The 16587-nt window shown below is 58.6% G+C and carries 22 protein-coding genes; 9 read left to right on the forward strand and 13 right to left on the reverse strand.

Annotated elements, in window-relative coordinates; genetic code table 11:
* Window positions 1–110 precede the first annotated feature (110 nt).
* Together AC2FJZ_RS12460 and AC2FJZ_RS12465 are read left to right on the forward strand one after the other, a co-directional pair.
* Window positions 111–2138, forward strand: coding sequence for a 2,4-dienoyl-CoA reductase FMN-binding domain-containing protein (locus AC2FJZ_RS12460; RefSeq protein WP_496777884.1), 2028 nt, complete (start codon window positions 111–113; stop codon window positions 2136–2138).
* 95 nt (window positions 2139–2233) lie between these two features.
* Window positions 2234–3145, forward strand: a complete 912-nt coding sequence (locus AC2FJZ_RS12465; RefSeq protein WP_496777886.1) for an AEC family transporter — start codon at window positions 2234–2236, stop codon at window positions 3143–3145.
* A gap of 25 nt (window positions 3146–3170) precedes the next feature.
* Here AC2FJZ_RS12465 and AC2FJZ_RS12470 read toward each other — a convergent pair whose 3' ends face one another.
* On the reverse strand, window positions 3171–3611 hold the full coding sequence (locus AC2FJZ_RS12470; protein WP_496777888.1) for a DUF4399 domain-containing protein: 441 nt from the start codon (window positions 3609–3611) through the stop codon (window positions 3171–3173).
* A 227-nt stretch (window positions 3612–3838) separates the two neighbouring features.
* Between AC2FJZ_RS12470 and AC2FJZ_RS12475 the strand changes: the two genes are divergently transcribed.
* Complete coding sequence (locus tag AC2FJZ_RS12475) at window positions 3839–4744, forward strand: LysR family transcriptional regulator (protein WP_050605100.1); 906 nt, start codon at window positions 3839–3841, stop codon at window positions 4742–4744.
* 77 nt (window positions 4745–4821) lie between these two features.
* Here the strand turns inward: AC2FJZ_RS12475 and AC2FJZ_RS12480 are convergent, their stop codons facing one another.
* The 4 genes from AC2FJZ_RS12480 to AC2FJZ_RS12495 are packed head-to-tail and all read right to left on the reverse strand — an operon-like array spanning window position 4822 to window position 7738.
* On the reverse strand, window positions 4822–5724 hold the full coding sequence (locus tag AC2FJZ_RS12480; RefSeq protein WP_496777890.1) for an OmpA family protein: 903 nt from the start codon (window positions 5722–5724) through the stop codon (window positions 4822–4824).
* Window positions 5721–6293 carry a peroxidase-related enzyme gene (locus tag AC2FJZ_RS12485; protein WP_496777892.1) on the reverse strand — a complete coding sequence of 191 codons (573 nt, stop codon included), beginning with the start codon at window positions 6291–6293 and terminating at the stop codon, window positions 5721–5723. Before AC2FJZ_RS12485 ends, AC2FJZ_RS12480 begins: the two co-directional genes overlap by 4 nt.
* A gap of 15 nt (window positions 6294–6308) precedes the next feature.
* Window positions 6309–7019, reverse strand: coding sequence for a GNAT family N-acetyltransferase (locus AC2FJZ_RS12490; RefSeq protein ID WP_496777893.1), 711 nt, complete (start codon window positions 7017–7019; stop codon window positions 6309–6311).
* Window positions 7016–7738 carry a competence/damage-inducible protein A gene (locus tag AC2FJZ_RS12495; protein ID WP_496777894.1) on the reverse strand — a complete coding sequence of 241 codons (723 nt, stop codon included), beginning with the start codon at window positions 7736–7738 and terminating at the stop codon, window positions 7016–7018. Before AC2FJZ_RS12495 ends, AC2FJZ_RS12490 begins: the two co-directional genes overlap by 4 nt.
* Window positions 7739–7788: 50 nt before the next feature.
* On the opposite strand from AC2FJZ_RS12495, the gene sfsA reads away from it, so the two are divergent.
* Window positions 7789–8490 (forward strand): DNA/RNA nuclease SfsA, encoded by a 702-nt coding sequence (sfsA, locus tag AC2FJZ_RS12500; RefSeq protein ID WP_496777896.1) that lies wholly within the window; start codon window positions 7789–7791, stop codon window positions 8488–8490.
* Window positions 8491–8665: 175 nt separating this feature from the next.
* The gene (map, locus tag AC2FJZ_RS12505) at window positions 8666–9478 is read left to right on the forward strand and encodes a type I methionyl aminopeptidase (RefSeq protein ID WP_050605106.1); all 813 of its coding nucleotides are present in this window, start codon (window positions 8666–8668) and stop codon (window positions 9476–9478) included.
* Here the strand turns inward: map and AC2FJZ_RS12510 are convergent.
* From AC2FJZ_RS12510 to AC2FJZ_RS12525, 4 genes are all read right to left on the reverse strand, one after another.
* Window positions 9466–9645: a hypothetical protein gene (locus tag AC2FJZ_RS12510; RefSeq protein WP_496670530.1), complete on the reverse strand. Its 180-nt coding sequence runs from the start codon at window positions 9643–9645 to the stop codon at window positions 9466–9468. The genes map and AC2FJZ_RS12510 overlap by 13 nt on opposite strands.
* A gap of 25 nt (window positions 9646–9670) precedes the next feature.
* On the reverse strand, window positions 9671–10306 hold the full coding sequence (locus AC2FJZ_RS12515; protein ID WP_496777897.1) for an HAD family hydrolase: 636 nt from the start codon (window positions 10304–10306) through the stop codon (window positions 9671–9673).
* A gap of 88 nt (window positions 10307–10394) precedes the next feature.
* Window positions 10395–10955 carry a 16S rRNA (guanine(966)-N(2))-methyltransferase RsmD gene (gene rsmD, locus AC2FJZ_RS12520; RefSeq protein ID WP_496777899.1) on the reverse strand — a complete coding sequence of 187 codons (561 nt, stop codon included), beginning with the start codon at window positions 10953–10955 and terminating at the stop codon, window positions 10395–10397.
* Complete coding sequence (locus AC2FJZ_RS12525; RefSeq protein WP_496777900.1) at window positions 10952–12163, reverse strand: NAD(P)/FAD-dependent oxidoreductase; 1212 nt, start codon at window positions 12161–12163, stop codon at window positions 10952–10954. The genes rsmD and AC2FJZ_RS12525 overlap by 4 nt, the downstream gene beginning before the upstream one ends.
* 99 nt (window positions 12164–12262) lie before the next feature.
* On the opposite strand from AC2FJZ_RS12525, the gene AC2FJZ_RS12530 reads away from it, so the two are divergent.
* The 4 genes from AC2FJZ_RS12530 (at window position 12263) to AC2FJZ_RS12545 (ending at window position 13787) form a co-directional block, all read left to right on the forward strand.
* Window positions 12263–12748: a peroxiredoxin gene (locus AC2FJZ_RS12530; RefSeq protein WP_050605111.1), complete on the forward strand. Its 486-nt coding sequence runs from the start codon at window positions 12263–12265 to the stop codon at window positions 12746–12748.
* A 101-nt stretch (window positions 12749–12849) separates the two neighbouring features.
* On the forward strand, window positions 12850–13095 hold the full coding sequence (locus AC2FJZ_RS12535) for a glycine zipper 2TM domain-containing protein (RefSeq protein ID WP_083445331.1): 246 nt from the start codon (window positions 12850–12852) through the stop codon (window positions 13093–13095).
* Between the two features lie 11 nt (window positions 13096–13106).
* A complete protein-coding gene (locus AC2FJZ_RS12540; protein WP_496777901.1) occupies window positions 13107–13454 on the forward strand; it encodes an EF-hand domain-containing protein in 348 nt (115 codons plus the stop codon).
* Window positions 13455–13478: 24 nt separating this feature from the next.
* Window positions 13479–13787, forward strand: coding sequence for a hypothetical protein (locus AC2FJZ_RS12545; RefSeq protein WP_050605114.1), 309 nt, complete (start codon window positions 13479–13481; stop codon window positions 13785–13787).
* Here AC2FJZ_RS12545 and AC2FJZ_RS12550 read toward each other — a convergent pair.
* The 4 genes from AC2FJZ_RS12550 to AC2FJZ_RS12565 are packed head-to-tail and all read right to left on the reverse strand — an operon-like array spanning window position 13784 to window position 16529.
* A complete protein-coding gene (locus AC2FJZ_RS12550) occupies window positions 13784–14077 on the reverse strand; it encodes a 4a-hydroxytetrahydrobiopterin dehydratase (protein WP_209505128.1) in 294 nt (97 codons plus the stop codon). The genes AC2FJZ_RS12545 and AC2FJZ_RS12550 overlap by 4 nt on opposite strands.
* Window positions 14074–15261 (reverse strand): GNAT family N-acetyltransferase, encoded by a 1188-nt coding sequence (locus tag AC2FJZ_RS12555; protein WP_496777903.1) that lies wholly within the window; start codon window positions 15259–15261, stop codon window positions 14074–14076. The genes AC2FJZ_RS12550 and AC2FJZ_RS12555 overlap by 4 nt, the downstream gene beginning before the upstream one ends.
* Before the next feature lie 45 nt (window positions 15262–15306).
* The gene (locus AC2FJZ_RS12560) at window positions 15307–16077 is read right to left on the reverse strand and encodes a glycerophosphodiester phosphodiesterase family protein (RefSeq protein WP_496777904.1); all 771 of its coding nucleotides are present in this window, start codon (window positions 16075–16077) and stop codon (window positions 15307–15309) included.
* Window positions 16074–16529, reverse strand: coding sequence for a RidA family protein (locus tag AC2FJZ_RS12565; protein ID WP_496670498.1), 456 nt, complete (start codon window positions 16527–16529; stop codon window positions 16074–16076). The genes AC2FJZ_RS12560 and AC2FJZ_RS12565 overlap by 4 nt, the downstream gene beginning before the upstream one ends.
* Window positions 16530–16587: the final 58 nt, after the last annotated feature.

The raw sequence follows: 16587 nt of genomic DNA on the forward strand, positions 1-16587 counted from the left end.
ACCTCTAGCAACCGCAGCCGCAACAGCAAAGAGGGTGACGTGGGGTTTCGCGTGACAAAGTTGACGCGAAGGTCAATCTAATTCGCACATTCGGGAGGGAGAGTTTCGTCATGACCGCGTACCCAAACATGCTGGCCCCGCTGGATCTGGGCTTTACCACCTTGAAGAACCGCGTGCTGATGGGCTCGATGCATACGGGGCTTGAGGAAACCGGTGATTGGAACCGGGTTGCTGAATTCTATGCTGATCGGGCCCGCGGCGGTGTGGCATTGATGGTAACGGGTGGGATTGGTCCCAACCTCGAAGGCTCGGTTCTGCCTGGCGCGTCGATGATGACCAATGACAAAGAGGTAGCGAACCATTCCATAGTGACCCAGCGGGTGCACGAAGCAGGCGGCAAGATCGCGATGCAGATCCTGCACGCGGGCCGCTATGCCTATGGTCCGAAATGCGTGGCCCCCAGCCCGGTAAAATCCCCGATCTCGCCCTTTCCCCCGAATGAACTGGATGAAGAGGGTATTGAGAAACAGATCAGCGACATCGTAAACGCTGCCGTTCTGGCGCAAAAGGCAGGTTATGATGGGGTCGAGATCATGGGGTCTGAAGGGTATTTCCTGAACCAGTTCCTTGTGACCCATACCAACAAGCGCATCGACCGCTGGGGCGGGTCCTACGAGAACAGGATGCGCCTGCCGATTGAGGTCGTGCGCCGCACGCGTGAGGCCGTTGGCAGCGATTTCATCATCATCTACCGCCTGTCGATGATCGATCTGGTACCTAATGGCTCGACCCATGAAGAGGTGGTGCAACTGGCTCAAGAGGTTGAAAAGGCCGGTGCCACGATCATCAACACCGGCATAGGCTGGCACGAGGCGCGGATTCCAACCATTGCCACCAGCGTCCCGCGTGCAGCCTTTGCCTGGGTGACGAAAAAACTGATGGGCAAGGTGTCGATACCTGTGATCACCTCGAACCGGATCAACACGCCAGAGGTTGCGGAAGAGGTTTTGGCCACAGGCTGTGCCGATATGGTGTCGATGGCCCGCCCGATGCTGGCCGATGCAGATTTTGTCAACAAAGCCGTCGCAGGCCAGTCTGCGCAGATCGCACCCTGTATCGCCTGCAATCAAGCCTGCCTGGATCATACATTCAGCGGCAAACTGACCTCGTGTCTGGTCAACCCGCGCGCTTGTCATGAGACTGAACTGGTGATTGAGCCCGCCACGACGCGCAAAAAAGTTGCCGTTGTCGGTGCGGGCCCCGCCGGTCTGTCCACCGCCATGACCGCCGCCCAGCGCGGCCACGACGTCGCCCTATTCGAACGCGCATCCGAGATCGGCGGGCAGTTGAACATGGCAAAGCAAGTTCCAGGGAAAGAGGAATTCTGGGGGCTGGTCGACTGGTACCGCACCATGATGGATGAACTGGACGTTAACGTGGAGTTGAACCGTGAGGTCAGTGCCGACGACCTGATCGGCTTTGACGAGGTGGTCATTGCAACCGGCGTCACCCCGCGCGATCCAGAGATCCCCGGGCAGGATCGGGATAACGTGCTAAGTTACATCGACGTGCTGCGTGGTAAGGCCGAGATCGGCAAATCCGTTGCTGTAATCGGGGCCGGTGGCATCGGATTTGACGTGTCCGAGTTCCTTTTGGAAGATGGCCACAGCGCAACAACCGACTTGCCGCTTTGGATGAAAGAGTGGGGCGTGACAGACCCGGCCGAGCACCGCTCGGGCCTTGCCCCTGAAGGACCACAACCCAGCGCACCCGCGCGTGAGGTCACTTTGCTACAACGCAAGAAACAGGCACACGGTAAGGGCTTGGGCAAAACCACGGGTTGGATTCACCGTGCAGCGCTGAAAATGAAGAATGTCAGTTTCGTGGGCGGCGTGAACTACGAGCGCATCGACGAGGGCGGCCTGCACGTCAGCTTTGGCGAAGACCGTGCCGACCCAACCGTGATAACGGCGGACAGCATTGTGCTGTGTGCCGGTCAGGTCTCGGACCGGTCGCTGGCAGACGCTTTGATTAAGCGCGGACTCACCCCGCATGTAATTGGCGGCGCGGATGTGGCTGCGGAACTGGACGCCAAACGCGCGATCAATCAAGGGACGCGTCTGGCGGCAGAGTTTTAGCAACTGTCAGTTCCGACACTGGCTTGTCGGTAACTGTCTTGTCAGTGATGGCTGGCCAACTAGAGTGGCATCGCTGAATGTAGGAACAGCCTGCCATGATCTTTGCCACCATATTGTCGGGGCTTGCCCCGAGTTTCCTGATGGTCGCGCTTGGCGGAGTTATCCGGGCACGGTTGTCCGAGAAGGCTTGGCAGGGCCTCGACAAACTGAACTTTGAAATTTTGTTCCCCGCGTTGCTGTTTGTCGCGGCCTGCAAACGACCCATTGCTGTGGCCGATGTTTTACAGATCGGACCAGCTGTATGGGCTATTTTGATCTTTGCTATGCTATTGGGCTGGGCGGCAAGACCAATCGGGCCGGACCGGTTTCTGGATTTTGCGGGCGGTTGGCAAACGGTGTGGCGCTTTAACTCGGCAATCGCATTGGTCGCATCACAAACACTGGGACCGGATACGATCGGTCAGATGGCTGTGGCCATCGGGATGGCGGTGCCAGTCGCGAACATGTTGGCGGTTTTGGTGCTGTCAAAGGGTGGCAGCCTGAGCCTCTTGCAAACTCTGTCCAGAGTGGCACTGAACCCCTTTTTGCTGGCCAGTGTCCTGGGCGTGGCAGTCGGCCTTTCCGGCATAACCATTCCCGCACCTATTTTGGCCCCTCTTGAAATGGTCGCGGCAGCGGCAATTCCGATTGCGCTTATTTCAATCGGTGCAACCATGAATTGGACCGCGCTGGCAAAGATGGATCGATTCAGCGGATATGTTTGCCTGACACAGTTGGTACTGGTTCCCGGGGCCACGTTTCTTGTATGCCTGCTTACTGAAGGGGCAAACGGGCTGGCGCCTGTTTTGATCCTTTTTGCGGCCTTGCCGACGGCCTCCGCCGCCCACGTACTGGCGTCTGGGTTCGGGGCTGACAGAAAGCTGGTCGCCACGCTAATCGCGCAATCAACACTTCTGAGCGCAGTGACTCTGCCACTGTGGATTTTAGCGGCGCGGGCTGTGTTTTAGAGGTCACCCCCTCGTCCGAAAAACCTTACTCCACGGAAATCGTAATCACCTCGGATACGATCGGAGTGGCGTGTGGCACATGCCCGGCGTCGCCCAGCACCAGTTGCAATGTGTGCTGACCGGGGGGCAAGTCCAGCGTTACCTCGGTCTGGCCGCCGCCGAAATGAAGGTGATTGTCGTCGGCGGGCAGGCCAAAGGCCAGTTCATCCGCGCCGTCCTCGCCTTCGCCAATTGGGGGACGGTCGATCAGCAAATGATGGTGACCGGTGTTTTCCTTCTCGGTCCCAGCTGGCGCAACGCCCATGCCGCTGAGACCAAAGACAACGGTGACCGGTGATTGCACCGTGTCACCGTCTGACAAATTGACGAAATAAACCTTTGCATCGGGGTTCGAAGGCGTTTCACCCCCGGCTTGCGCAAAGCCCGCAAAGAGGCAAAGGGAAGCAATGGCGAAAAAGGTCTTCATGATCTCCTCCGTTGTCACAGAAATGCCATTCTCAAGTTAACAGCTTAGCGCGATTGCCCCGAAAACACAGCATCACAGGGTCTGCGGCGATTATGGAAACCACTGTTTCTAAGTTTCCCATACGCAAACGATCCGATTCAAATCCCTGATATTATCCCATGTATGCCCCGTTTCCGCCCAGATTCAGCGCCATAGTCAGGGAGGAAATCAAGATCTGGGGAACGAGTATGGACCGATTGACCGAAATGGAAGCCTTTGCCAATGTGGTGGACCAGGGTGGTTTCACCGATGCGGCCAAGAAGATGGGCATCTCCAAATCTGCTGTGTCCAAACATGTCTCGAGCCTCGAAGCGCGTCTGGGGGCCCGGTTGCTGAACCGCACCACGCGCCGGGTGTCACCAACGGAAATTGGCCTGGCTTATTATGACCGCGCGCGACGCGTTCTGAATGACGCAGGCGAGGCAGATTCGCTGGTCACGTCGATGCAATCGGCCCCATCGGGCCTGCTACGGATCAGCGTCGCCACCGATTTTGGTGTAAATCACCTGTCTCCCGTTCTGTCCAAGTTCCTGTCTGCCTATCCCGACATCACCGTGAACATGGTGTTGAACAACCGTTACGTAGAGCTGATTTCCGAAGGATTTGACGTAGCCGTACGCATCGGCGAGTTGGAAGACAGCACGCTGCGCGCACGGAAACTAACCGAAACCGTGAAACGAATGGTTGTTGCGCCCAGCTACATTGAACGATTCGGGCGTCCGCAGAAGATCGATGATCTGAACGAACACAAGCTGCTGCACTATTCCAGCCAGTCCTCGGGCAACGTCTGGAAACTGACCGCACCCTCGGGTGAAAAGCGTCAGGTGCGCACTGCAGGCTGGCTAAGCGTGAATGACGGGCAATCGCTGTTGAACGCGGCCATCTCGGGGCTGGGGATCGCGTACCTACCCAGCTACCTGTATGCCGAAGCGCTGAAATCAGGGCAGGTGGTCGACGCCATGCCATCACTGCCGGATGAAGTTCAGGGCATCTATGCCGTCTACCCACCCGGCCGCTTCACACAACCCAAAGTTCGGGCCTTCATCGACTTCCTCGTCGATTCCTACCACGAGAAAGGCCCGATGGACTGGTAATTCTCCCAGAAGACCAACCTCTGACCCGCATCTAAAAGTGCGGGTCTTTTTTTGCCTTCAGGCATGGCTGCACCTGCTCAGTTGACCAGCAACACCGCCTCGACCCGGCGGTTCAGGTCGCGCCCCTCGGGTGTTGCATTCGACGTGATCGGAGACAGATAGCCCACGCCCTGCGCCTCGATCCGGTCGGGGGCCACACCATGGGCTTCGATCAATCGGGTACGTACGGCCTCGGCCCGGCTTTTGCTGACCGAGATATTGGCCTGCAACGCACCGGTGTCGTCAGTATGCCCCACCAAAGCCAACCGCGTGTCCGGGTTGTCGGCCAGATACCCGGCCAGCAGGGTCAGCGAGCCAAACGGCCCCTCACCCAACGCCACCTCGCCGGTTGGAAAATGCAAATCATCCAAGATCACATGCCCTGCGCTTGTCAGGGCCTCGAGTAATCCGCCCGAGCCTTCGACGGCCTGTTCGATCACCACCGGATCCGGGTCAGGCACATCCTGCGGCGACACGCGGATCAACTGGACATAGCCATCCGGCGGGTTGCGGCTGACAAGCAGGCTGAGCGCAACAGGTCCCTTGGTGGCGGACAGAAAACGGTAATCCTGAATGGCGACATACATGTCGGGTGTCGGCACGACTTCGGTGCCAAATCTGAAGTCGAAGCCGCCGCAAGTTCGCGCCTCGCATTCGAACAGAATCTTGTATCCCTGCGCCTCGACCTGATCGCGCAACGGGGCCAAAAGTTGCAGGGTCGTACTGGACCCTGCCTGAAGCCGCCATGTGAACCGTTCGACCCGACCCTCATACGTATCAGCAGGTACAACGCCATTGGCATAAACCCCTGTTGGCAGGTCATAACTGTCCAGCGGCGACGTCCGGTCGCTGACCTGGCGTGCACTTGCTGGCAGGGTCAGATCCTGCGCCAGAACCGGACTTGCCAGAAGCATTGAAACAAGGGCTGCGGCGCGGATCATCGAAACTGTGCGTGATATTCTTCGTTGGGCACCATTGCGGTCGCGCTGGCCACCCGGTTGGACATGTTGAAAAACCCGGTGACATTGGCAATGTCCCAGATGTCCCGGTCGGTGAACCCGGCATCGCGCAGCTTCTGGCGGTCAGGTTCTTCTATCTCGGCGCTGGAAGTGGTCATCTTTGCAGCGAAGTCCAACATCGCACGTTGACGAGAGTCCAGCGGCGCGACGCGATAGTTCATCACCAGCATCTCGCCCAATTGCGGATCGCCCGAGAGCTGACGTACCGCTGCGCCATGCGCGACCAGGCAGTAAAAGCACTTGTTAATCGACGACACCACCACGGCGATCATCTCTCGTTCCAGCTTGGACAAGCCGCTGTCGGCCAGCATCAGGTCGTTATACATCGCCGTGAAGGCGTTCAGCTTGTCGATATCAAACGCGTTGGCCTTCAACACGTTCGGCACCATGCCCAGCTTTTCAACACATATCTCAAAGTACTTCTGCGTTTCCGGCGGCAAGGGATCGACCATGGGCAGGTTCAGCGCGGTGGGCTTGTCTTTCTGTGTCACGGCGGCCTCTTCAGTTCACTCAAGGTGACGGTAATGGTATTCGCCCGCAAGCTCCATCCCGAGCGTGCGATAAAGACCGTTGGCACCTTTGTTGGCTTTGGTGCAGATCACGCTGAGGCTCTGCGCGCCATGATCTCGCGCCCAGATTGCTGCCGCGCGCATGGTCCAGTTGCCCAGCCCTTGGCGGCGATGATCGGGCAGAATTTCAAGCGCGTGGACCATCGCAACATTCCCATGCATCGCGACAAAGGCCACACCGCTGGGTTTATCGTTGTGGCGCAGCAACAGACTGGTTTTGGGGCCCTTTGCGCGCGCCATCACCGCCTGCCGTTTTGGCCCGACCCCGGCAGAAGACCAGATTTCTCGAATGATCTCAAGTGGTTCCCAGACCGCAAACACCATGATCGAAGGGATCGGTTGATCTGTCAGCCGAGCGACCGGGCAAGCATAAATGTTGACCGGATCCAGAATACTATAACCACGACGCGCCAACTGAACATCCAGCGCCTCGTCCCCGGGGCGCAGGCAGAAAATGCGTTTCTGCCCCATGGCAAGCATTGCCGCCTCAGCAGCGTCAATATCCGCTTCGGTAGCGGGGCCCAGCGCATTGGCGGCAGACACGCGTGACCCGCCGCCCTGCCCTTCGCGCAACTGAAATGGGCCAAGCGCCTGATAACGTGCGGCAGGCCATGTGCCGTCGACTATATCCGCCCAGTTGGGACTCAAAGCTCCAACTCTTTCGCAAGACGGGTCATCGCGGCATCAATCTGTCCACCATCAGTGCCGCGTATCACAACATTGGCGCCAAAGACCCCGTTAATCTGGAACGGATAACAGCCGATGGACAAGTCGTTGAACTCTTCGGCTAAAACGGACAGGTTTGCCGCAATATCGCCCTCGCCCCGATCCACGCGCAGAGTTTGTGACAGCAAGGGGCTGCCGCCGGTCAGTGTTGGCAAAACGCTGGCCACCATCGCCTGAAAGACCGAAGGCACACCTGCCATCACATACACATTCGCAAGGACAAAGCCCGGTGCCGTTGAGACCGGGTTGTCGATCAGCGCCGCGCCATCCGGGATGCGGGCCATGCGCAGACGGGCGGCGTTCAGCTCCAACCCGGATTTGTCGTAATGGGCTTGCAGCAGCGCCCGCGCGTCATCCCGTATGTCTATTGGCGTGTCAAATGCACGTGCGATGCAGTCGGCGGTGATATCGTCATGGGTCGGGCCGATGCCGCCGCTGGTAAAGACGGTGTCATGGGCGTCAGATAGCGCTTTGGCCGCCGCTTCGATAGCGGGGGCGTCATCGCTGACAATGCGCACTTCTTTCAGGTCAATGCCGTGCTTGGTTAGTTCCTGCGCCAGAAAGTGCATGTTGGCATCACGGGTGCGGCCCGAGAGGATTTCATCCCCGATCACCAACATTGCTGCGGTTGGATTGGCCATGGCGCTCTCCCCTCTTGATCGTTCTCAGGGGCAGGTATAGGCCCTGAACCATGCGTTTTGAAACCCCTCTTGTCCCCGCCCGCCTGATCCGTCGCTACAAACGCTTTCTGGCCGATTGCACGCTTGAAGATGGGCGAGAGGTTACGGCCCATTGCGCCAATCCCGGCTCGATGATGGGGCTGGCCGAACCGGGCGAGAAAATCTGGCTGGAGCCCAATGACGATCCCAAGAAAAAGCTGAAATACGGCTGGCGGCTGGTTGATCACGAGAATGGGCATTTCACGGGGGTCGATACCTCGGTTCCGAACCGGGCTTTGCGGGCCGCCCTAGAGGCGGGCGAAATGCCCGAACTTGCCGCCTATGACATCGTCCGGCCCGAGGTGAAATACGGCGAAAACAGCCGCATCGATTTCCTGCTGACCGGGCCGGGCCTACCGGACGCCTATGTCGAGGTCAAAAGTGTTACCCTGTCCCGCCAACCCGGCCTCGCCGAGTTTCCCGACAGCGTCACGGCCCGTGGTACCAAGCATTTGGGAGAACTGGCGACGATGGCCGCGCAAGGACACCGGGCGATCATGCTGTATCTGGTGCAACGGACGGATTGTGACCGGTTTGCTCTGGCTGAGGATATTGATCCGGCTTATGCGTCGGCGTTTGACACCGCGCAAGCTCAGGGAGTTGAACGGTTGATTTACGGGACGCGCATTTCGCCGGGGGGTATTTGCGTGGCTGATGCACGACTGGCCGACTGAGCAGGGATTCCGCAGGGCAAACCTCGTTTGAGGCTAAGGTTGTACAGCCCTTGAACTTAGCCCTCCAAACGCCATTTTCTTTCGTTGAATCGCCCCGCGACCCCGCACCCTCTGGAACTTTCTGCACAAGCAGCGTAAAAGGAATGCTGCGCGCAACATATGGAGCTTAGCGTCGATGAAAGAGCATCGTGGCCGCCTGACGAAAGACGGCATTCGCATCTATGAACAAAGTGACTTCGCCGGGATGCACGCGGCGGGCGCATTGGCGGCGCGGATTCTGGATGATATCGCCGGGCATATCTTTCCCGGCCAGACCACCGGCGCGATTGACGGGCTGATCACACAGATGGTCGAAGACGCAGGCGCAACCTCGGCCACCATTGGCTACAAGGGCTATCAGCACGCCAGCTGTATCAGTGTGAACCACGTGGTCTGCCATGGCATTCCCGGTGAGAAAAAGCTGAAGGATGGCGATATTCTGAATATCGACGTGACCGTCATCGTCGATGGCTGGTTCGGCGATACATCGCGCATGTATGTGGCAGGCAAACTGCCGCGCAAGGCGGAACGGTTGATCCAGGTGACCCATGACGCGCTGTTCAAGGGCATCGAGATGGTCAAGCCCGGCAACACATTCGGAGACATCGGCCACGCCATTCAGGCTTTTGTCGAAGCGCACCGGATGAGCGTTGTGCGTGATTTCTGTGGCCACGGGCTGGGCCGCGTGTTCCACGCTCCGCCGAACGTGCTGCACTATGGCCGTCCGGGCACTGGCGCGGTTCTGGAAGAGGGTATGTTCTTTACCATCGAACCAATGGTGAATCTGGGTCGTCCGGAAACCAAGACGCTGGCCGATGACTGGACCGCCGTGACCCGCGACAAGTCGCTATCGGCGCAATTCGAGCATTCGGTGGGTGTCACGGCGGACGGGGTCGAGATCTTTACGATCTCGCCGGGCGGCAAGTTCCACCCGACCTATTCCTCCTGATCGGCAACCTGTTCACGCAGGAGTTTCAGCAACAACGTCTCTGATCCCCACGGGGTAACTGCGTCGTGGATGAAAACCGGTGCACGCATCGGTTTAGGCGGCGGCCCTGTCGTGCTGTAAGTGTCCTGCGAGAAGGCCCAGAGCGGAGGTATGATGGCGCGGTCCATGTGCCAAACGTAGCATGATTGTCGCTCAGAGTCCCAAAAGCTTGGGCACTTGAGACATCTGTGTAAAGACCTCGGCCCCGAGTTTCCTCAACCGCTCGCCCCCGCCATGGGGCGCATACCCCAAGCAGCGCATATTCGCGCGGATGGCCGCCGTCACACCGCTTGGGCTGTCTTCGATCACGATCGGAGACGCAGCACCCAACTGTCGGGCTGCAGTCAGAAACAAGGTCGGATCAGGCTTGCCCACTCCGATTGTCTCAACTGAGAACATAACGTCTTTGAAACGGTCCCAAAGCCCGTTCTGACCCAAGGTGACCTTCATCTTGGACAATGTCCCATTCGAAGCCACGCAAAAGGGCAGGCTCCTGCGATCGAGCAGCGACAGAAGATCAGGGATGCCATCAACCAGGGGAACGCCTTTTTGCAACAACGCGTCCGTCTCTGCGTCCAGTTCGGCAATCCAGTCGGCTGGCAGGTTCGCCCCCAACTCGGCGGCCTTTTCCTTGCACTTCACCGTTGTCAGCCCGACAAACAGGGACATGCACTCCGGCAACGTCAGATGCAGGCCATAGCCCGCGAGGTTATCGACCAATGCCTGATTGGACAGAACCTCGCTGTCGACCAGAACGCCGTCGCAATCGAAAATCACCAGATCGTGCATGGGAACCTCTGCCAGTCTCAGGTGAGCCCTACACCTTGGCGTAATGCGGGCGCAATCCAACCGTCGGCATCAACCCGCCCGGTGTGTTTCAGTCTGAAACCTGATGCCACATCAATGAGATATACGTATCTCCATAGCCGCGTGAGTCATGCAGGACGAACCCTTCGGGCGCGGTCATTGGGCTGTTTTCCTCCCATACGATCAACGCGTCATCGGCCAGCCAATGGCCTTGCAGGGCAGCAGCCAGCGCCTTCTGGCCCAAAGCTTTGCCATAGGGCGGGTCAAGGAAGATCAGATCATACGCCGCGCCGGAATTGTCGCCCAGCCGGGTCGCGTCGCGGCGGATCAATGTCGTCTGGCCTGTGCTGCCAGTGAGGTCGATATTCTTCCGGATCAGCCCCTGCGCGACACGACCGTCATCAACGAAAGTCACATGCGCTGCGCCGCGCGACAGAGCCTCAAGCCCCAGCGCCCCGGTGCCTGCGAACAGGTCCAGCACACGCAGACCGTCAAAATCGATCTGATGGGTCAGTACGTTGAACAGGCTTTCGCGAACGCGGTCGGTGGTGGGGCGCAGATGTGCGCCCGCATCCCCTTTGCCGACCGAAGCCAAGGCGCGGCCCCGAAACTCTCCGGCGATGATCCTCACGCCTTGAGCAGCGGCTTCAGATCCGCTTCCGGGTCGGCCACGATGGCCGGGTCGGCCGTCTTGCCTGCATCAATCAGACGTTTGCCGACCATATAGGCGCGTGGATCGTTCATTGCGTCCACCGCTATCAACTGGTCGCCCTTGTAATACCAGAAGGACACGGTTTGCCCTTCGCCTTTGCGGGTCACTACGCGGTCATATCCGGTGTTCAACCCGGCAATTTGCAATTTGACATCATACTGGTCTGACCAGAACCATGGTGTCGCCACATAATGCCGGTCCGCGCCCAGCATGTTCTGCGCCACGATCTCTGCCTGATCGATGGCGTTGGGCACGCTTTCAAGCCGGATCCGGCCTTCGCCATGCGGGAACGAAGCACAATCGCCTGCCGCCCAGATCGAGGGGTCCGATGTGCGGCCATGGGCGTCGGTCTTGATACCGTTGTCCAGCTCAAGCCCCGCCATCTCAGCCAATTGGGTTGCGGGTGCGATACCCACGCCAACCACGACGAAATCAACCGCCAGCTCGGTGCCGTCGGTCAAAACGGCTCCAGTGACCTTGCCGTTTTCGCCAAGCAGCCGATCCAGCCCAACACCTTCGCGAATGTCAGCGCCGTAATCGCTGTGCAACGCGCGAAAATAATCGCTGGTCTCGGGTGCGGCGACCCGTTGGAGGATGCGATCTGCCATCTCGACCAGAGTGACATTGACCCCGCGCTTGGCGCAGACGGCAGCGGCCTCAAGCCCGATATAGCCCCCCCCCACGATCAGCGCGCGGGCACCTTCTGTTACCTTAGGCTCCATATCGTCAATATGTGCCAGGTCGCGCACCACATGGACGCCGTCCAGATCACCGCCTATCGCGACTGGCAGACGGCGTGGATTAGAGCCGGTGGTCAAGGCCAGTTCGTCGTAGGAAATGACTTCATCCCCCAACGTCACGGTCTTGGCTTGCGGGTCGATGCCCGTCACGCGCTGACCCAAACGCAGGGTTATGTTGTTCTCGGCGTAAAAACTCTCGGGTCGTAGGAACAGGCGCTCCTGCTCCATGTCGCCCAACAGGTACGCCTTGGACAAAGGCGGGCGCTGATAAGGCAGATGCGGTTCAGCCCCGATGAGGGTGATGTCCCCCTCGAACCCATCCTTGCGCAGACGCGCCACCAACGATGCGCCCGCCTGACCGGCACCTATCACGACAATATGGCTCATGTTTTGCCCACCCTGCAGATTTCTCGTGGTCACTTTCTGTCGACCACCTATATTGCGGCTAAGCACAATTCTGCAAATCCAAACGACAGGAGCTGAAAAATGATTTCAACAGGAGATGCACTTCCTGAGGCCACACTGATCCAGATGGGGGCGAACGGTCCGGAAGAGGTTCGGATTTCAGATAAGACCAAAGGGCGCAAAGTGGTCATATTCGCTGTGCCCGGTGCCTATACCGGCACGTGCACCACGGCACATGTGCCAAGCTTCATGCGTACGAAAAAACAATTCGACGACAAGGGCGTGGACGAGATCATGTGCCTGTCGGTCAATGACCCTTTCGTGATGCAAGCCTGGGGTGAATCCACCGGCGCGACCGAGGCAGGATTGACCATGGTGTCAGACGCGGCCTCGGAATTCACCAAGGCCATCGGCATGGATTTCGACGCGCCACCTGTAGGCCTGATCGCCCGGTCCAAACGTTATGCGATGCTGGTCGAGGACGGTAAGGTCACAGCGCTGAATCTGGAAGAAAACCCCGGCGCCTGTGAAATCTCAGCGGGTGAAGGCCTGCTGGAGGTGATCTGAGTTTTGCTGGCCCCGGTCTGCCCGGGGCCAATTGATCTCAAATTAACTTGAAGCACCGCCCCAATGCGCGAATACTCGTCGCATAACTAGGGGAGATTTTTATGAAGCTTAGGGTATTTTCACTCATCTTAGTCGGCACAGGCCTTGTGGCGGCCTGTGGACCAGCGCCCACCCCGCAGCAACAAGCAGCACGACAGCACGAGATTGCATGCCTTGGCGGCACGCTTGGCGGCGCGTTGATCGGTGGTGCAATCGGCAACCAGTTCGGTGGCGGATCGGGCAAGACGATCCTGACCGCAGCAGGCGCCGCCGCTGGCGGTTTCGAAGGCCAGAGATTCGCGTGCTGAGGAGGTTGGGCATGACACGGACAATAATCATACTCGCAACCGCAGTTCTGGCCTCGGCCGTCCATGCGGAAACTGCGGCCGAGCTGCATGAAAAAGAGCTGAACGCCATTGACGCAAACAACGACGGCTTCCTGTCCAAAGACGAGTTCAACGCGTTCTCGGATTATGCGTTTCAGACAATGGATGAAGACAAAAACGGCACCTTGGGGCTGGACGAGGCCAAACCGTTTCTGGACATCAAGCAATTCCAGAATGTTGACCGCAACAAGGACAGCTTTATCTCAAGAGCGGAATATGATGCTCAGATGGATGAAGATTTCAACACGGCGGATCAGGATGGTAACGGCCAACTGGATTAAACCTGCCGCGGACAGGAGCTTGGTATGAACAAATGGATTGGCTTGGGCGCATTGGCACTGGTTGCGGCCTGCGATGTTCCGCAGGCACCCGTGGTGACGGGGCCGGACGGTCAGGCCCGTATTCAAATCAACCTGTCCGGGCTGACCTGTTATGAAAATCGGTGCCTGGACATCAACCCGAGCGCGCGGAGCGTGCGTCAGATCGGGAACAAGACCACGGGTATCCCAAGGTCCATTGACGTCAGCGACGGCACCGTGACACCTGCCGAGTTCAGGCAGATGGGCACTACAGCATCCCTTGCCGGAGGAGAAGGTTCAGGCAACGATCGCTAGCACAGGCTGTCCATCTTACGGGCCAGCTTGGCATCCAATGACGACAGGCCGCCCACATCGTGCGTAGACAGAACAACCTCGACGGTGCGGTAAACGTTGAACCACTCGGGATGGTGATTCCATTTCTCAGCCCAGATCGCCACTTGTGTCATCCAACCGAATGCGTGCACGAAATTGTCGAAAATGAAGGTCTTGGTGATTGCATCGCGGCCTTCAACCATGGTCCAGCCGTTCTTGAACAGCGGATCCAGCAGCGGGCCACGGGTTTCGGTCGACAAAAGTTCAGTCATTGCTGTTCCTCCGGGTTCGATTTCCTGAACGGACCGTAGTCCGTTAGAATTTCGATCTCTTCTCCCACTGCGCGGCCTTCGGCGTCCAGATATTTTTTGACCGCATCGGCAAAACCCGGATCGCCAACCCAGTGCAAGCTATGCGTGCGCGTTGGCAAATACCCCCGCGCCAGCTTGTGTTCGCCCTGTGCGCCCGCCTCAACCCGGGCCAGACCGTGGGCAATGGCAAAGTCTATCGCCCTATAGTAGCACAATTCGAAATGCAGGCAGGCATGATGTTCACTGCAACCCCAATACCGGCCAAAAAGCGTTTCGCGGCCTATGAAGTTCAGCGCCCCCGCAATGGCATAGCCATCCCGTTCCGCCAGCACCAAGGCCATGTCATCCGCCATAGTTTCCTGCGCAATGTCAAAAAACTGGCGCGTCAGGTAAGGCGAGCCCCACTTACGCGCGCCGGTATCCTGATAGAACCGCCAGAACGCATCCCAATGTTCAGGGCGCAGTGCATCCCCGGTCAGGGTGCGGATGTCTCCGCCAAAGTCATTGGCCTGCGCCCGTTCCTTGCGGATGTTCTTGCGCTTGCGCGATGACAAAGCGGCCAGGAAAGCGTCGAAATCTGAATAATCATCATTCAACCAGTGAAACTGCTGCGAACTGCGCAGCATCAAACCCATCTGTTCCCCGGCCAGCGCCTCATCCTCGGCACAGAAGGTCGCGTGAACTGACGATATCTGATTGTCCGCCGCCAGTTGCACCGCGCCTTGCACCAAGGCCGACATGCCGAACCGCTCGTACCCCGGACGCACCAGGAAACGCCGTCCAGTTGCCGGGGTGAACGGCACCGCGATCTGAAGCTTGGGGTAATAGCGCCCGCCCGCGCTTTCATAGGCATGGGCCCAGCTATGATCGAAGATATATTCGCCCTGGCTGTGAGATTTGGCGTACATCGGCGCCGCCGCGATCAGGATCCCGTCAAGATAAGCAGTCAGATATTGCGGCTGCCAGCCTGTACCACGCCCAACGGACCCGCTTTCTTCCAGCGCCAGTAAAAACCGATGGGTTGTAAATGGATCAAGAGGTCGGCCGCCATCGGCGATCTCGGGGCAAGCGCAGGCATCCCACTCTGCCGCAGAAATCTGCGACAGAGCGCCCAGTACCTGAATTTCGATCTGTGCCTGATCCATATGTCCTCCGCGCCAGTCCTTTATCTGTGACAGCACAGAGCAGGTTCAAGCCGAATGCGTGGCCAGATACCCTTCGAAGGTCACATTGTCGGCAACCTTGCGCGCCTCTGCCTCTTGTTCAGGCGACCGGATTGTCCAGCACAGGATTGGCACACCGCGCGCTTTCAACTCGGCCACGCGGGGGCGCGACAGGTCGGCAGCCTCGTGACTGATGAAGCTGGCATTGGTGCTTTCGAAATCCGGAATGTCCCGCAGATGTTCTCGGACGGCTTGCGGCAACGGCCAGTCGTCTGCCCTAAAAGCGCAGGTTACGATCCCGCAAGGTAGATGCGGGGCCAGACGTGCAAGCTCAGCGGTCGAGTTCGGGTTGAACGACATTAGAGCCAGCGGACCTTCATAGCCCGACAGAATGCGCACGGCCTCTTGCTCCAACGGGCCGATGCCGATGCCCATGGCGCCGTCCTGATCTTTGAACTCAATAAGCAACGGCACCTGCCCGGCGACAAGGTCCAGCACTTCTTTCAGTGACGGGATACCTTCGCTGTCGGAATGCAGCAAAGGAACCGCCAAGGCCTCGGCCCCGGTGATCTGCTGGATCGCGCCGGTCTGCCCGGTCAGACGCTTGAGGTCATAGTCATGAAAGACCATCACCTGACCATCCGCGGTCAGTTGCAGATCAATCTCGATCCCATACCCTGCATCAATCGCGGCCTGAATGGCAGCGCGACTATTTTCAGGACGGTTGTCCGAAATATCATGCAACGCCCGATGCGCAATCGGGCGTTGAAGAAACTCTGACGGCAAGCTGGGTGTCATTGGACTTCGAAAATCCCTTCGATCTCGACCGCGACGCCCAACGGCAGCGACGCGGCACTGACGGCCGAGCGCGAATGACGACCGGCATCGCCCAGCGCCTCGACAAGGAAATCGGATGCGCCGTTGATCACTTGCGGCTGCTGGGTGAAATCCGCAGTCGAATTTACAAAACCGGTCAGTTTGATCACGCGCACCAGCTTTTCGATGTCGCCGCCACAGGCTGCCTTGACCTGCGCCAGCAGATTGATCGCGCAAACCCGTGCCGCCGCCGCACCGGCTTCGACATCCATGTCATCACCCAGTTTGCCGGTGATCAACTCATCTGTTTTCGAAATCTGACCCGAAACATAGACGATATTGCCCATACGCACGAAGGGTACATAATTGGCGGCCGGCGCGGGCGCATCATCCAACCTGACACCAAGGCTTTCCAGCTTTGAAGCGATGCTCATTTGAGAGGGTCCTTCCCTAGATTCAACTGCGCCGGACGCTAACCGGGAAGAACCGTTT

The organism is Ruegeria sp. CDSA079 (assembly GCF_059612245.1).

Excerpts from the sequence above, each read along its gene's own strand:
- AC2FJZ_RS12515 (WP_496777897.1), bottom strand. The coding sequence starts at position 10,306 with ATGCACGATCTGGTGATTTTCGATTGCGACGGCGTTCTGGTCGACAGC.
- AC2FJZ_RS12465 (WP_496777886.1), top strand. The coding sequence starts at position 2,234 with ATGATCTTTGCCACCATATTGTCGGGGCTTGCCCCGAGTTTCCTGATG.
- AC2FJZ_RS12480 (WP_496777890.1), bottom strand. The coding sequence starts at position 5,724 with ATGATCCGCGCCGCAGCCCTTGTTTCAATGCTTCTGGCAAGTCCGGTT.
- AC2FJZ_RS12565 (WP_496670498.1), bottom strand. The coding sequence starts at position 16,529 with ATGAGCATCGCTTCAAAGCTGGAAAGCCTTGGTGTCAGGTTGGATGAT.
- AC2FJZ_RS12475 (WP_050605100.1), top strand. The coding sequence starts at position 3,839 with ATGGACCGATTGACCGAAATGGAAGCCTTTGCCAATGTGGTGGACCAG.
- AC2FJZ_RS12530 (WP_050605111.1), top strand. The coding sequence starts at position 12,263 with ATGATTTCAACAGGAGATGCACTTCCTGAGGCCACACTGATCCAGATG.
- AC2FJZ_RS12545 (WP_050605114.1), top strand. The coding sequence starts at position 13,479 with ATGAACAAATGGATTGGCTTGGGCGCATTGGCACTGGTTGCGGCCTGC.
- AC2FJZ_RS12525 (WP_496777900.1), bottom strand. The coding sequence starts at position 12,163 with ATGAGCCATATTGTCGTGATAGGTGCCGGTCAGGCGGGCGCATCGTTG.
- sfsA (WP_496777896.1), top strand. The coding sequence starts at position 7,789 with ATGCGTTTTGAAACCCCTCTTGTCCCCGCCCGCCTGATCCGTCGCTAC.
- map (WP_050605106.1), top strand. The coding sequence starts at position 8,666 with ATGAAAGAGCATCGTGGCCGCCTGACGAAAGACGGCATTCGCATCTAT.
- AC2FJZ_RS12540 (WP_496777901.1), top strand. The coding sequence starts at position 13,107 with ATGACACGGACAATAATCATACTCGCAACCGCAGTTCTGGCCTCGGCC.
- AC2FJZ_RS12560 (WP_496777904.1), bottom strand. The coding sequence starts at position 16,077 with ATGACACCCAGCTTGCCGTCAGAGTTTCTTCAACGCCCGATTGCGCAT.
- AC2FJZ_RS12510 (WP_496670530.1), bottom strand. The coding sequence starts at position 9,645 with ATGGACCGCGCCATCATACCTCCGCTCTGGGCCTTCTCGCAGGACACT.
- AC2FJZ_RS12535 (WP_083445331.1), top strand. The coding sequence starts at position 12,850 with ATGAAGCTTAGGGTATTTTCACTCATCTTAGTCGGCACAGGCCTTGTG.
- AC2FJZ_RS12460 (WP_496777884.1), top strand. The coding sequence starts at position 111 with ATGACCGCGTACCCAAACATGCTGGCCCCGCTGGATCTGGGCTTTACC.
- AC2FJZ_RS12495 (WP_496777894.1), bottom strand. The coding sequence starts at position 7,738 with ATGGCCAATCCAACCGCAGCAATGTTGGTGATCGGGGATGAAATCCTC.
- AC2FJZ_RS12555 (WP_496777903.1), bottom strand. The coding sequence starts at position 15,261 with ATGGATCAGGCACAGATCGAAATTCAGGTACTGGGCGCTCTGTCGCAG.
- AC2FJZ_RS12470 (WP_496777888.1), bottom strand. The coding sequence starts at position 3,611 with ATGAAGACCTTTTTCGCCATTGCTTCCCTTTGCCTCTTTGCGGGCTTT.
- AC2FJZ_RS12550 (WP_209505128.1), bottom strand. The coding sequence starts at position 14,077 with ATGACTGAACTTTTGTCGACCGAAACCCGTGGCCCGCTGCTGGATCCG.